The 12,583-nt window shown below is 44.7% G+C and carries 13 protein-coding genes and 1 pseudogene; 3 read left to right on the top strand and 11 right to left on the bottom strand.

Going from position 1 to position 12,583, the window contains the following annotated elements; all coding sequences use genetic code 11:
• Positions 1 to 576, bottom strand: a complete 576-nt coding sequence (locus SC79_RS13025) for a TIGR00730 family Rossman fold protein (protein ID WP_010328693.1) — start codon at positions 574 to 576, stop codon at positions 1 to 3.
• Positions 577 to 691: 115 nt separating this feature from the next.
• Between SC79_RS13025 and SC79_RS13020 the strand changes: the two genes are divergently transcribed.
• On the top strand, positions 692 to 1,012 hold the full coding sequence (locus SC79_RS13020) for a MazG nucleotide pyrophosphohydrolase domain-containing protein (RefSeq protein ID WP_039075694.1): 321 nt from the start codon (positions 692 to 694) through the stop codon (positions 1,010 to 1,012).
• A gap of 26 nt (positions 1,013 to 1,038) precedes the next feature.
• Here the strand turns inward: SC79_RS13020 and SC79_RS13015 are convergent, their stop codons facing one another.
• Together SC79_RS13015 and SC79_RS13010 are read right to left on the bottom strand one after the other, a co-directional pair.
• On the bottom strand, positions 1,039 to 2,640 hold the full coding sequence (locus SC79_RS13015) for a SulP family inorganic anion transporter (protein WP_039075415.1): 1,602 nt from the start codon (positions 2,638 to 2,640) through the stop codon (positions 1,039 to 1,041).
• An 18-nt stretch (positions 2,641 to 2,658) separates the two neighbouring features.
• A complete protein-coding gene (locus SC79_RS13010; RefSeq protein ID WP_039075414.1) occupies positions 2,659 to 3,243 on the bottom strand; it encodes a beta-class carbonic anhydrase in 585 nt (194 codons plus the stop codon).
• 406 nt (positions 3,244 to 3,649) lie between these two features.
• Between SC79_RS13010 and SC79_RS13005 the strand changes: the two genes are divergently transcribed.
• Positions 3,650 to 4,624 (top strand): 2-hydroxyacid dehydrogenase, encoded by a 975-nt coding sequence (locus SC79_RS13005; protein WP_039075413.1) that lies wholly within the window; start codon positions 3,650 to 3,652, stop codon positions 4,622 to 4,624.
• A gap of 33 nt (positions 4,625 to 4,657) precedes the next feature.
• Here the strand turns inward: SC79_RS13005 and SC79_RS13000 are convergent, their stop codons facing one another.
• The 4 genes from SC79_RS13000 to SC79_RS12985 form a co-directional block, all read right to left on the bottom strand.
• A complete protein-coding gene (locus SC79_RS13000; RefSeq protein WP_039075412.1) occupies positions 4,658 to 6,604 on the bottom strand; it encodes an ABC transporter permease in 1,947 nt (648 codons plus the stop codon).
• Positions 6,579 to 7,358 carry a lantibiotic ABC transporter ATP-binding protein PsdA gene (psdA, locus tag SC79_RS12995; protein ID WP_039075411.1) on the bottom strand — a complete coding sequence of 260 codons (780 nt, stop codon included), beginning with the start codon at positions 7,356 to 7,358 and terminating at the stop codon, positions 6,579 to 6,581. The genes SC79_RS13000 and psdA overlap by 26 nt, the downstream gene beginning before the upstream one ends.
• An 82-nt stretch (positions 7,359 to 7,440) precedes the next feature.
• Entirely contained in the window at positions 7,441 to 8,511 is a 1,071-nt protein-coding gene (locus SC79_RS12990) for a HAMP domain-containing histidine kinase (RefSeq protein ID WP_039075410.1), read from the bottom strand.
• On the bottom strand, positions 8,505 to 9,218 hold the full coding sequence (locus SC79_RS12985; protein WP_039075409.1) for a response regulator transcription factor: 714 nt from the start codon (positions 9,216 to 9,218) through the stop codon (positions 8,505 to 8,507). Before SC79_RS12985 ends, SC79_RS12990 begins: the two co-directional genes overlap by 7 nt.
• 146 nt (positions 9,219 to 9,364) lie before the next feature.
• Here SC79_RS12985 and SC79_RS20105 point away from each other — a divergent pair.
• Positions 9,365 to 9,574: pseudogene (locus SC79_RS20105) on the top strand (hypothetical protein).
• 35 nt (positions 9,575 to 9,609) lie between these two features.
• Here the strand turns inward: SC79_RS20105 and SC79_RS12980 are convergent.
• From SC79_RS12980 to mgfK, 4 genes are read right to left on the bottom strand one after another with little or no spacing between them, the layout of a single operon-like run.
• The gene (locus SC79_RS12980) at positions 9,610 to 10,374 is read right to left on the bottom strand and encodes an arylamine N-acetyltransferase family protein (RefSeq protein ID WP_082022695.1); all 765 of its coding nucleotides are present in this window, start codon (positions 10,372 to 10,374) and stop codon (positions 9,610 to 9,612) included.
• The gene (locus tag SC79_RS12975) at positions 10,375 to 10,632 is read right to left on the bottom strand and encodes an HPr family phosphocarrier protein (protein WP_003219835.1); all 258 of its coding nucleotides are present in this window, start codon (positions 10,630 to 10,632) and stop codon (positions 10,375 to 10,377) included.
• A gap of 23 nt (positions 10,633 to 10,655) precedes the next feature.
• The gene (gene whiA / locus SC79_RS12970) at positions 10,656 to 11,606 is read right to left on the bottom strand and encodes a DNA-binding protein WhiA (protein ID WP_039075408.1); all 951 of its coding nucleotides are present in this window, start codon (positions 11,604 to 11,606) and stop codon (positions 10,656 to 10,658) included.
• Positions 11,607 to 11,628: 22 nt separating this feature from the next.
• A complete protein-coding gene (gene mgfK, locus SC79_RS12965) occupies positions 11,629 to 12,582 on the bottom strand; it encodes a gluconeogenesis morphogenetic factor (RefSeq protein WP_010328705.1) in 954 nt (317 codons plus the stop codon).
• Position 12,583: the final 1 nt, after the last annotated feature.

Below are 12,583 nucleotides of genomic sequence, written 5' to 3'. Positions count from 1 at the left end.
TTAGATTTCCGTCCACTTTTTCTCTAAAATCGGATACGAGTAGTTCTGCATTTGCTCAATTAACTCATCCGGCCGTGAAGAGCTGTGGATCAGCTTAAGGTGCGAGTCGTTAGAAAACCCTTCTTGAATGCTGTATTTGATCATTTTCATCATCGGTTCAAAATATCCGTTGACATTGTACAGTCCGATCGGCTTTTTGTGGATGCCGATCTGTGCCCAGCAAAGCACTTCAAACAATTCTTCATATGTACCGAAACCGCCCGGCATGGCGATAAAACCGTCAGCCAGCTCGCTCATTTTGGCTTTCCGTTCATGCATCCCGTTTACTTCAATCAGCTCAGTCAGGTTTTGATGGACAACCTCCCCGCTGAACAAACCGCTCGGCATGACCCCGATCGCAGTCCCGCCGTTTTCCATTATTGCGTCAGCAATCGCGCCCATCAAGCCTACCCGGGAGCCCCCATAGACAAGGCCGATTCCCTGCTCAGCCATGTAGGCGCCAAGCTCTTCCGCTTTTCGTTTATACGCTTCATTTCCCCCCGGGTTTGACCCCGCAAATACACAAATGGTTTTCATTTTTTCATCTCCACATCTATATATCGTACCAGACATTCAAAAACACACTATATATTGTCCCATCTTCATGTGATAATATCAATATGAAATACATAAAGAATGCGGAGTGATGATGGTGCAGCTGACTGATGCGGAGAAATGGATGAAGGAATTTTACGAAAAAAGAGGCTGGACAGAGTACGGACCGTTTATTCGAGTCGGCTTTTTAATGGAGGAAGCCGGAGAATTGGCCCGTGCTGTCAGAGCATATGAAATCGGGAGAGACCGGCCTGATGAGAAAGAATCGACACGCGCTGAGCAAAAACAAGAATTGATTGAGGAAATGGGAGATGTCATTGGTAATATCGCCATCCTTGCTGATATGTACGATGTCTCCTTAGAAGAGGTCATCAAAACCCACCAAGAAAAACTGACCAAACGTTTTGAGCATGTATGAAAAAGCGGCCGCAATGGCCGCTTTTTTTAACCTGTGATTTCATCATGATGATCAAAGAAATGTTGTTTTCCTATTTTGTGAAACAGGCCTGTTTTATGCAGCAGCTCCTTCGGCTGCGACTGCAATCCTACAATCATCAGCTTTCCGTTGTGGCGTTTAATTCGGTTCATAATGTTCCCAAGCACTGCTTCAGCCGACGTATCCATGTAGTGCACCTTATTCATGTGCAGAATAAGGGTCTTCGGCTTTTTCTGCACATGCTCCAGCAGTGAAGATTCAAGCGAATCAATGGACCCGAAAAACAGCGGCCCTTCTATAGTATACATGCTGACAGACGGGTCTTCTCTCTTTGCCGCATTCGCCAAAACAGGATGCGATTCCTGATTGTGAATGCGGGTCGCTTCGCTCATTCTTCTAATGAAGAACACAAATGCGAGGAGCAAGCCGGTTGCCACACCGACGATTAAATCAAACAGAACCGTTAGCGCAAAGGTGGCCGCCAAAATAAAGGAATCAGCGGTCTTCAGCCTCAGCATATTCGCGACCTCCTTGCGCTCACTCATATTCCATGCGACGACCATGAGGATCGGCGCCATACTGGCAAGTGGCACATGGGATGCAAAAGGCGCGAATACGAGCAGGACAAGAAGAACGACTACACCGTGAACGACGCCGGAAACAGGCGAAACCGCTCCGTTTTTAATATTGGTCGCCGTTCTGGCGATCGCTCCCGTAGCCGGGATTCCGCCGAACAGCGGCGCAGCCATATTCGCAATTCCCTGGCCGACAAGCTCCTTATTGCTGTCATGCTTTGAGCCCTTCATGTTATCAGCGACCATCGCGGACAAAATCGACTCAAGGCCGCCAAGAAGCGCGATGACAAGCGCCGCCGGAAACAGCATCACCATTTTATCCAATGTCAGCTCAGGAAACTGAAATTCCGGCAAATGACGGGGAATTTCTCCATACGTTGACCCGATCGTTGCCATGCGGTCAGGGAAAAAGACAACGGCGACCAATGTCGAAATAAGAAGCGCCAATAAAGCGCCAGGCACTTTCGGCATCACTTTCGCGGATACAAGCAAAATGACGAGCCCAATCACCGCTGTCAAAATGGCATACACGTTAAAGGTGCCAAGGTTCTGTGCAATTTCAAACATATTGTGATGAAAATTCTCATGTTTCTCAACATGACTCAAACCAAGAAAATTAGCGATTTGCTCTGTAAAGATCAGCACGGCAATCCCGGCTGTAAAACCGACGATAACAGGTTTCGGCACGAATTTCATTATTTTTCCGAGCTTAAACAGCCCGAACAGCACCAGCATCACTCCCGCCATAAACCCTGCGATCAGCAGGTTCTCAAAGCCGTACTGCATCACAATGCCAAATAGAATCGGGACAAAGGCGCCTGTCGGACCGCCGATTTGATATTTGGAGCCCCCAAACAAAGAAATGCAAATCCCCGCCACAACAACAGTGTACAGCCCGTATTCAGGCTGAACTCCCGAGGCAATGGCAAACGCCATCCCTAAAGGAATTGCCACGACACCTACTACGATACCTGCAATCAAGTCTTTCTGAAATTTCTGTAAATTATAGTCCTTGAATCTCCCTGAGAATCGCATATTTTGCTATAACCCCCCTTATGATTGAATGTTTATGAGCTCAGTTTCATAACCGTTAATGACCACATCAAGTTTTCCTGTTTCAGGGTGAATGACAAGACCGTGAACCGGCACCTGTTTCGGCAGCAGCGGATGATTCTTGATCAAATTCACACTGTGGGAAACGCTTTCTTCTACGCTGTGAAAACCGGTCAGCCATGTTCTCAAATCAAGTCCGGCGCTCGCCAGCAAATTCAGGCAGCTCTCTTCCACTCCGCGTTCCTTTGCTTTCTCGAGAATCGAGGACGCATTCAGTCCAGACATCCCGCATTCATGGTGGCCGACAATGCACACCTCTTCAGCCTGCAGTTCATAAATCGCGACCAGTATGCTGCGCATCACGCTTCCAAATGGGTGAGAAACGATGGCTCCCGCGTTTTTTACAATTTTAGCATCGCCGTTTTTCAGTCCCATTGCTTGCGGAAGAAGTTCGGTGAGCCGTGTATCCATACAGGTGACAATGACGAGCTTTTTTGAAGGAAATTTTGTCGTTTTGTACGGTTCATACTTCCTCTCTCTGACAAACCGCTGATTGTGTTCCAAAATTGATGTTAAAGAAACCATTTTGATTCATCTCCCATCCATATGATATTGCAAGCCTTCTTACCCAGCTTACAGTAAGGAATTATAGCATAGGAACACGAAGTGAAACGGCTTTCAAAAAAAGACACTATAAATGGACGGTAGAAACAAAACATACACATTTATATCTTTCAAAGATAATAAAATTTATATTTATTGAATCCTATAGTCTGGATTCAGCTCGCATAATCGTGGTTTGTCTGACAAAAAATATAGGTGAATTCAGATAATTAAAAAACTTTTTAAAGCAATTTTAACTGTTTACCCAGTTTTCAGATTCATTTTAAGTTCAAAAGAACCAGAAATTAAATTGAACACAGCTATCATTTTAACAAATATTTATTTCCGATATAATAAAATAGACAACAGCCATAAAGGGGGAGCCTTTTTGAAACCATTTGTATTTATCACTAAACCGATTCCTGAAGAGATTGAATCATTCATCGGTGAACATTGCCGTTATGAAATATGGAGGGAGGATACGCTTCCAAATGACGTGCTATTTGAGAAATTAAAAGAAGCAGAAGGGCTTTTAACGTCAGGAACGTCCGGACCGTCAATCAATCGTGAATTGCTGAAGCATGCGCCAAAGCTCAAGGTGGTCAGCAACCAATCCGTAGGCTATGATAACTTCGATATAGAAGCCATGAAAGAAAGTGGTGTCGCCGGCACTCATACACCTTATACACTGGATGACACAGTTGCGGACTTGGCCTTTTCTCTGATTCTATCTTCCGCCAGACGTGTTGCTGAACTGGACCGATTCGTCAGATCCGGAAAATGGGGAACAGTTGATGAGGAAGCGCTTTTCGGCATTGACGTTCATCATCAGACATTAGGCATTATCGGGATGGGCAGAATCGGTGAACAAGCCGCAAAACGCGCCAAATTCGGCTTCGATATGGAAGTGCTTTATCATAACCGCCACCGCAAACAAGACACGGAAGACAGCATCGGCGTCAAGTATGCTGAGCTTGATACATTGCTCGAACAGTCTGATTTTATTTTGCTCATTACGCCGCTGACTGATGAAACGTATCACATGATAGGAGAACGCGAATTTAAGATGATGAAGGATTCAGCAATTTTCGTCAATATTTCCCGGGGAAAGACAGTTGATGAAAAAGCATTGATTCGCGCCCTTCAGGAAGGCTGGATTAGGGGAGCCGGCTTAGATGTATACGAAAAAGAGCCTGTCACACAAGATAATCCGCTCTTACAGCTGGATAACGTCACGCTGCTTCCTCATATCGGTTCCGCAACAGCAAAAGTGCGCTTCAACATGTGCAAACAGGCTGCCAAAAACATGATCGCAGCCATCCAAGGGCAAACACCGAAACATCTCACTAGAGAATTTCAATAATAAAAAAACATCCGGTCTGATACAGACCGGGTGTTAAAATGGAATATGCTGCAGAACGGCACGCTTATAGATGTGGCGGGTGACAAGATAATATACCGCCTGAAACACAAAATAAACGAAGATGACCAGTACGGCCTCCATAAATAAGTTTGACGACAGCATATTGCTTAACGCCGCATACGCAAATCCTGCATGAATGGTACCCGCAATAAATGGGATGAAGAACAAAAACCCCATTTGTTTTCCTAGAATGGCATGAATCTCTTTGTCCGTAATTCCTATCCTCTTTAATGCCAACACCTGTACCCTCGTATCCTCTATTTCCGTAAACATCCGCAAATACAGCATGCTTCCTTGCACGACAAAAAACAGCACACTGACAAACATTCCTATAAACAGCGTTAATGCCACGGCCTGCTTTACAATCTGATAACTAGGGGCACGTGTTTGAAAATCAGATATATGTTCTTTCGGCACCATGTTTTCAAGTTTTTTAGAGACATCCACCGTCTCCTGCCAATGCTCAAGCTCGTAACCGACTACTCGCATCTGCTGCTTCAGCGGCACATCCTGTGACAGGCTGGCAAAGCTCTTTTCGCTGACGACCAATAAACGGCTGACTCCACCGACTGACATCAATATCCCTTTGTTTTGCTGCTTTTTCATGACATAGGAAAGTGTTTTTCCTGACTTCATCTGAAATGCTGCTGTTTCCCCTTCTCCAAATGTATCTTTCACCATCATCTGAAACGGAACATTGATAAACGCTTCATTTTCTTGCAAATGAATAACAGGGAAACCTTTTTCCTTTGCGACTTGATTATAGATTTTCTCTGAAATCAGCAAGGCTTTCGCTTCCGTTTTCTTGTTTTTATACGGCAGGTCTGATTGAAAAGTGACAGGAATCCCTGTCGCATTTACTTTATACTTGATTTCAGCACCGGCTTTTCTCAGTGTGCTCTCCGCTCTTGCAGGCTCCATCACCTGAAAATGGGAAGCGTCTTTTTCCACCCATGCAACAGACTGAGGAATGCTTTGCTCCTCCTGCCTTTGCAAATCGGCATAAAACATATAGATGACACCTGTAGCTGTAAGTATGACCGCTGTTATGACAGACGTTAAAAACAGCATGCGGGCGTGATCCTTCAGCCGAAAGATCATATTGGAACGGACAATGATATTCGTGCCTTTATAGAAACTGTGTTTTTTTCTGTACAGCATGCGGAAAAATGCAACACCGCTTTGTGTAAAAAAGAAATACGTCCCGATTAACACGAGAATCAAAATCGGAAAAACACGAAATACCATATCAATCGCATTAGCAGTGGCAGACAGATAATAACCGCCAGCGAGACATAACAAGGACAGCACAGTGAGCCATTTCGAATAGGCCGGTAAGCTTTTCGGCTTTTGGGCCGATTTCATCAACTCAATGATTTCAAGCTTTCGAATCCGTGCCAGCGATAAAATGAGCAATGCCTGAAACAGGATGAGAAAGCCCGCAGCCGTCATCACAAACGCTTTCGGCACAATGACAAACGATATGGGAACCTTCACGCTGAGCATCCATGTCATGATCATGAAAAACAGCTTTGAACATAACATCCCCGCTCCAATGCCAGCAGCAATCGCCGCAAGAGAGATCAGAGACTGCTCATAATAAATCATCTTGCGGAGCTGCTGTTTTGATGTTCCGAACAGTGTCAGCAGCCCAAACTCTTTCTTTCTCGCCTGCAAAAACGCCGAATTCGAATAGGAGATAAAAAATATACAAAACACAATGATGACGACAAGAGCCGCGCTCAGGCACGTTTTGACAAGGCTACCGCCATATATATTGTCTTCATTGACATCCGGATGAAAAATGAAAGATGTGAAGATAAAAAACACCGAAACGGCAAACACACAGCTTAAAAAATAGGCGACATATCGCTGCAGGTTCCCAAGTATGTTTTTACGGGCGATGGTTCTCAAATTCACGAAAATCGCCTCCCAACACGCTCAAGGTATCCAATATACTTTGATAAAACACCTGCTGATTTGTTCCTCTGTGAATCTCTGAAAAGAAACGGCCATCCTTAATAAAGACAATCCGTTTACAGAAGCTCGCCGCTGTTGCATCATGTGTGACCAGTAGAATCGTCGCTTCCTTTTCTTCATTCAGCTGAGCCAGCGTGTTCATCACTTGCTTTGCCGATTTTGAATCAAGGTTGCCAGTCGGCTCATCGGCTAGAATGAGCGCCGGATTGTGTATAATGGCTCTGGCACATGCTGCGCGCTGCTGCTGCCCGCCCGACACCTCATAAGTCCGATGGTCGAGAATATGCTTGATTTGCAATGCATCAGCCAATTCATCGAGACGGGCTTCCATTTCTCTCAGCTTTACCTTATCCAGTGCGAGCGGCAGCAGGATATTTTCCCGAACGGTCAGCGTATCAAGCAGATTAAAATCCTGAAAGACAAAGCCGAGTTCTCTTCTGCGAAACAGAGCCAGCTCCTGATCCTTTAACGTTTTCGGCTGAATGCCGTTAATCATCATCTCACCCTGGGTCGGCTTATCAATGGTAGCCAGCACATTCAGAAGCGTGGTTTTTCCGCTTCCCGACGGCCCCATAATTCCGACAAATTCTCCTTTCGCCACACTAAGATCAAAGTCGCTGAGGGCTTGATATGATATCGTTCCTTTATTTGAAAAGTAGGTTTTCGACAGGTTTGTAGTTTGTAGCACATTCATGTTCTGCTCCTCCTTTTTCTTTATTATAAAAAGGAAGTCGGCAGCCTCCCATCGAACTTTCTTGCAATTCCGCTCTCCAACCTTACAATGATGTCACATTCACTAGGGTGTCACTTGAAAACACGATGGTCATCACAGTGCCCGTCCCTTCTTCTGATTCTGCATACAGCTGATGGCCAAGCCGGCTGCACACTTGTTTTGCTAAATAAAGACCCATTCCCGTTGCCTCTTTCATGCTTCTTCCGTTTTCCCCTGTAAAAAACGCGTCAAAAATCCGCGGCAGGTCCTGTTGCGGTATGCCAATGCCTTCATCACTAACTGACAGGCGCGTTTCATGGCCCTCTGTTTCTATCCGGATTGTAATATGGTCTCCCACCCCTTGCCTTGAATATTTCAAGGCATTATAAAGGATCTGCCCGACAACAAAAGAAAGCCATTTTTGGTCACTGGAAATCTGAACGGGGTTTGGCGGCACATGTAATGTTGGGAAAAGGCGCCGTTTGATAAACTGCCGTTTTTCCTGGTTAATAAGTGAACGGAGAAGCTCATTTAAATCGAAAGTTTGCGGCCTTACATCAAACGCAAATTCCTCCAGCCGGGCCGTCTGCAGCATCATATCAAGCCCATGGCGAAATCTCTCATTTTCATCCTCCAGCTCCTCTAAAAATGTTGGAAAAGAAGAAGCGGTCCCGTTTTTTCCTTCTTGAATCATTAAGGAAATGACAGAAACCGGTGTTTTCATATGGTGAACCCATTGATTGGTGAAGGTATAATGCTGTTTTTGCTGATTCATATAATGTGAGAGCCTGCCTTCGTATTGCCGACCAAGTGCGTTGATCATGTTCGTCCAAAGCGCCTGCTCTCGAGTTCTTGGCTTTCGGGCTTTCAATGACTGGCCGATGTCATTCGAAGAAGGCGCTTGTTCCGAAAGCTTTTTGACATAAGTGAGAAAGGAAAATTGCCGAACATAATCAGCGGCAAAACCGGCGGCTAAAAGGACACCGGGCAAAATCCATATGTACATCATATTTTCTGCGGGAGGCTCTGTGCCGCTCTCTATGATGCTTAAATACGCAATCAGCATGGCGGCCCCTATCCCTAATAATGCAAATAAAATAATGGCTAAGCGGTCGATGAGATAAGTCTTTAACACTCCGGTTCATCCTTCCGATTGACTTGAAATTGATAGCCTTGTCCCCTGATCGTTGTAATACAATTTTTCAGACCGGCATTTTCCAGTTTTCTCCGCAGCCGATTGACATTGACCGTTAACGTATTATCATCAACAAAATCAACATCATCCCATAACGCCTCCAATAATTCATCACGGGAGACGATTTTTTTATGTTTTTTCACGAAAATGGATAAGAGCTGGAATTCTTTTTGTGAAAAATAAATGCGGGTGCTGTTCCACTCCGCCTCATTCTGATCAGGATAAATCGTGAGCCCGCCAACCTCCACTATTCTTGATTCCTGTGACAAAGAAGGCGAGTATTCACCATATGTGCGGCGAATGACGCTTTTGATCTTGGCCATCACTACCTCTAGATGAAATGGTTTCGTGATATAATCATCACCCCCATTTTCAATCGCCATGACTTGATTCAGCTCATCGGTTCGTGCCGATATAAAGATAATCGGCGCATTGGAAATGGTACGGATTTGCCTGCACCAATAAAACCCGTCAAAAAAAGGAAGATTGATATCAAGCAGGACAAGATCCGGTTTCATATCTATAAATTCATATTTTATATCATTCAGCTGTTCAGCTATTTTCACATCATATCCGTACTTTTGAAGATGGCCGCCCAGCAAAGAAGCAATCCGGTCATCATCTTCCACAAGCAAAATCCGATACACGTTTATCCCCCTTACATGTATGTCGCGGTGACTTTTCTAGAAGATTCCAAAATTCATTATAGCATGTGGCGGAATCGCAAATGGTCTTTTTCCATACGTTATGATAGAATAAAAAGGAAAAAATTTGCTGTTAAGCAGGTGTCGTCATGAAGAAAATCATGCTGCTTCTGACAATAACGTCAATTCTTTGAGCGTGTCAGCCCAACTATACCGGGAAATACATAGAAATTGGGGATACACTAACTGAATACGAAAAAGAGTGCTTTAAAGAGCATCAAATTCCTTATCAATATGAAAAGGGAAAACTGTATATTCCAGATGATGCATTTGATGTAGTAATCACTATATGTTCATAAGAAAAAGCTTGCAGACATGCTGCAAGCTTTTCACGTTACAAAAAATAAGTATTTAATTTCTCTTCAAACGCTGAAGGGCCGATGTCACGTTTTTGGCCTTCACCGCCGTTTTCATGAATCGTGAAATGGCGGTCTGTCATGACCATCCGTCCGTTCGGTGTCAGCTTTGAAGCGAGCAGTGATTTGTTAAAAGGAGATTTTTCATGAGAGTGAATCATGTCCTTCATGTCATCTAAATCACCGATATCGCTCTCATCAAGGGTAAAAGCGTAACCGATTTGCCAGCCATCTCCCTTGTCCATCAATAGAACATGGCTGCCCTTTTCTGTTTCTTCTTCTTTGATTCGGAATGACCCGACAGATGATTGCACCATTTCTCCAGAAAGTGGTAGCGGCTGGAGCGCCAGGTTGACGCCGAAGCCGATATCAACGATGTACTCGCCTTTTTCCGCAGACAGCCATACAGCAGCATGCGTTCCGTCTAATGCCCACTCTTCTTGTTTTCCTGCATAAACCGTTCCCCGAATGAGCTTCACATGAAATCCGGCCTCACGCAGGACAAAATAAAGCAAACCATTTAAATCGTAGCACAGGCCGCCGCGTTGTTCTTTGACCAGACGGCGCCACAACTCTTCTTTTGTTACCTTATAATTCTCTTTTGCGAGTACGGCACGGTTTTCAAATGGAAAACGGTATGCCATTGCTCTGATAAAAAGGGGGAGATCGCCGAAGCTGACATGGTCTTTCTCCCAGCCGATTTTCTGAAAACAGTCTTTTAAAAAGTCACTCATTTTTATCACCTAAACTTCTTCTTGAACATAAGCAGCCAGCTTTTCCAGCGCCTCTTGTTCGTCTTCTCCCTGGGCAATCAAGGTAACCTCAGTGCCTGTGCTTACCGCAAGACTCATCAGCCCCATGATGCTTTTTGCATTTACTTTTTTCCCATCCTTCTCAAGAAACACATCTGACGTAAACCGGTTTGCCTCTTGTACAAACAAAGCAGCAGGACGCGCCTGCAGTCCTGTCTTTAATCGAACTTCCACTTTCTGTTGAACCATAAGATCTCCCCTTTTCTTTACGGTTATTTTAAAGTGATGGTTTGCCCTGTCCGCAGCTGTTCTGCGATTTCGTCAAGTTTTCTCAGTCTGTGATTGATCCCTGATTTGCTGATTTTCCCGCTTGTTACCATTTCCCCTAGTTCTTTCAGCGTCACTTCTTGATAATCAATCCGCAGCTGCGCGATTTCCCGAAGCTTTTCAGGAAGCGCATCCAAGCCGATTCTTTCATCGATGTATTTGATATTTTCCACCTGCCTGAGCGAAGCACCGATCGTTTTGTTTAAGTTGGCTGTTTCACAATTCACGAGGCGATTGACCGAATTTCTCATATCCCTGACGATCCTGACATCCTCAAATCGCAGAAGCGAATTGTGGGCGCCGATGACGTTCAGAAACTCGGTAATCTTTTCAGCCTCTTTTAAATAAGTGATATAGCCTTTTTTCCGTTCGAGCGTTTTGCTGTTTAACTGAAACTCATTTAACAGGTCGCATAATGAATCGTTATGCTCTTTATAAAGAGAGAAGATTTCTAAATGATACGAGGAGGTTTCCGGATTATTGACCGAACCTCCCGCCAAAAATGCCCCTCTCATATAAGAACGTTTGCAGCATCTCTTTTTGACCAGCTCTTCCGAAATACTTCGTTCAAACACAAAATTCTCCCCGAGTATTTTTAAATCCTCTAAGATTGTTTTGGCCTTTTCCGAAAAACGCACAATATAGACGTTATTCTTCTTCAGCCGCATTTTCTTTCTGACCAGCAGCTCGACCGACACATCATATTGTTTTTTCAGCAATGTATAGATGCGGCGGGCAATTGCCGCATTTTCAGTTTGAACATCAAGTACGAGATGGCGGTTTGTAAAGGATAATGCTCCGTTCATCCGGATAAGCGCAGACAGCTCTGCGTTAATGCAGCAGTCTTTCACTTCCAAATTCGTTAATTCTTTTTTTGTTTCTGATGCAAATGACATATAGCCACCTCATTTCAAGGCTTCATTCTTTTAGTAAATCGACAAGAAGAGAGGCCACTTTATGTGTATCGTGACGAATTACGTCATTTTTATGCGTTACGATTTGATCTCTGATAACTTCCAGCCCCAGCGCTTTTAGCTCTTCGATATCAAAATCAACAGGACGCGCCGATTCCATTTCGTACTTACGTTTGATTTCGTCAGGAATGTCTTCACTGTTCACTAATATCGTATCAATGAAATCGCAGCCCATATGCTGATTGAGCGCTTTTACATGATCAGCAGCGGTGTAATGGAGCGTTTCGCCGGGCTGAGTCATCACGTTGCAAATGTATACTTTTTTCGCCGGCGCCTTTATGACTTCTTCCCCGATTTTTGGAACGAGCAAATTGGGAAGAATACTTGTATAAAGGCTTCCCGGGCCGATAATAATCAAATCCGCTTCCCTGATTACCTCTATCGTTTCCGGCAGCGGATCAATATGTTCAGGCGTCAGAAACACACGCTTAATGCGCTGTCCGTACGCTGGGATCGTGGACTCGCCTGAGACCACGCGGCCGTCTTCCATCTCTGCATGCAGAACGACACTGGCATTAGCAGCTGGCAAAACCTTTCCTCTTACATTCAGCACCTTGCTCATTTCTGTGACAGCGTGAAAAAAATCACCGGTTATATTCGTCATCGCTGCCAAAATCAAATTCCCGAGAGAATGGCCTGTTAAGTCATTCCCCTTATTGAAGCGGTGCTGAAAGAGATCTTCAACAAGCGGCTCCACATCGGATAAAGCGGCAAGCACGTTTCTGATGTCTCCGGGTGGCGGAATTTTCAGTTCATTGCGCAGACGCCCGGAGCTTCCTCCATCATCGGCAACTGTCACAATGGCCGTAATGTCAACTGGTTTATGCTTCAAGCCCCGGAGCAATACAGAAAGACCCGTACCGCCGCCAAAGATTGCGATTTTCGGTTTTTGTTCCATC

The sequence above is a fragment of the Bacillus sp. MSP13 genome (assembly GCF_000815295.1).
Lineage (GTDB): Bacteria > Bacillota > Bacilli > Bacillales > Bacillaceae > Bacillus > Bacillus vallismortis.
The sequence above is the reverse complement of the archived record's forward strand: the minus strand, read 5'-3'. Positions and strand labels throughout refer to the sequence as shown.

Bases quoted from the DNA above. Each gene is read 5' to 3' on its own strand.
- SC79_RS13025 (WP_010328693.1), bottom strand. From the start codon at position 576: ATGAAAACCATTTGTGTATTTGCGGGGTCAAACCCGGGGGGAAATGAA.
- SC79_RS13015 (WP_039075415.1), bottom strand. From the start codon at position 2,640: ATGCGATTCTCAGGGAGATTCAAGGACTATAATTTACAGAAATTTCAG.
- SC79_RS13010 (WP_039075414.1), bottom strand. From the start codon at position 3,243: ATGGTTTCTTTAACATCAATTTTGGAACACAATCAGCGGTTTGTCAGA.
- psdA (WP_039075411.1), bottom strand. From the start codon at position 7,358: ATGAATGTGCTACAAACTACAAACCTGTCGAAAACCTACTTTTCAAAT.
- SC79_RS12975 (WP_003219835.1), bottom strand. From the start codon at position 10,632: ATGGTTCAACAGAAAGTGGAAGTTCGATTAAAGACAGGACTGCAGGCG.
- whiA (WP_039075408.1), bottom strand. From the start codon at position 11,606: ATGTCATTTGCATCAGAAACAAAAAAAGAATTAACGAATTTGGAAGTG.
- mgfK (WP_010328705.1), bottom strand. From the start codon at position 12,582: ATGGAACAAAAACCGAAAATCGCAATCTTTGGCGGCGGTACGGGTCTT.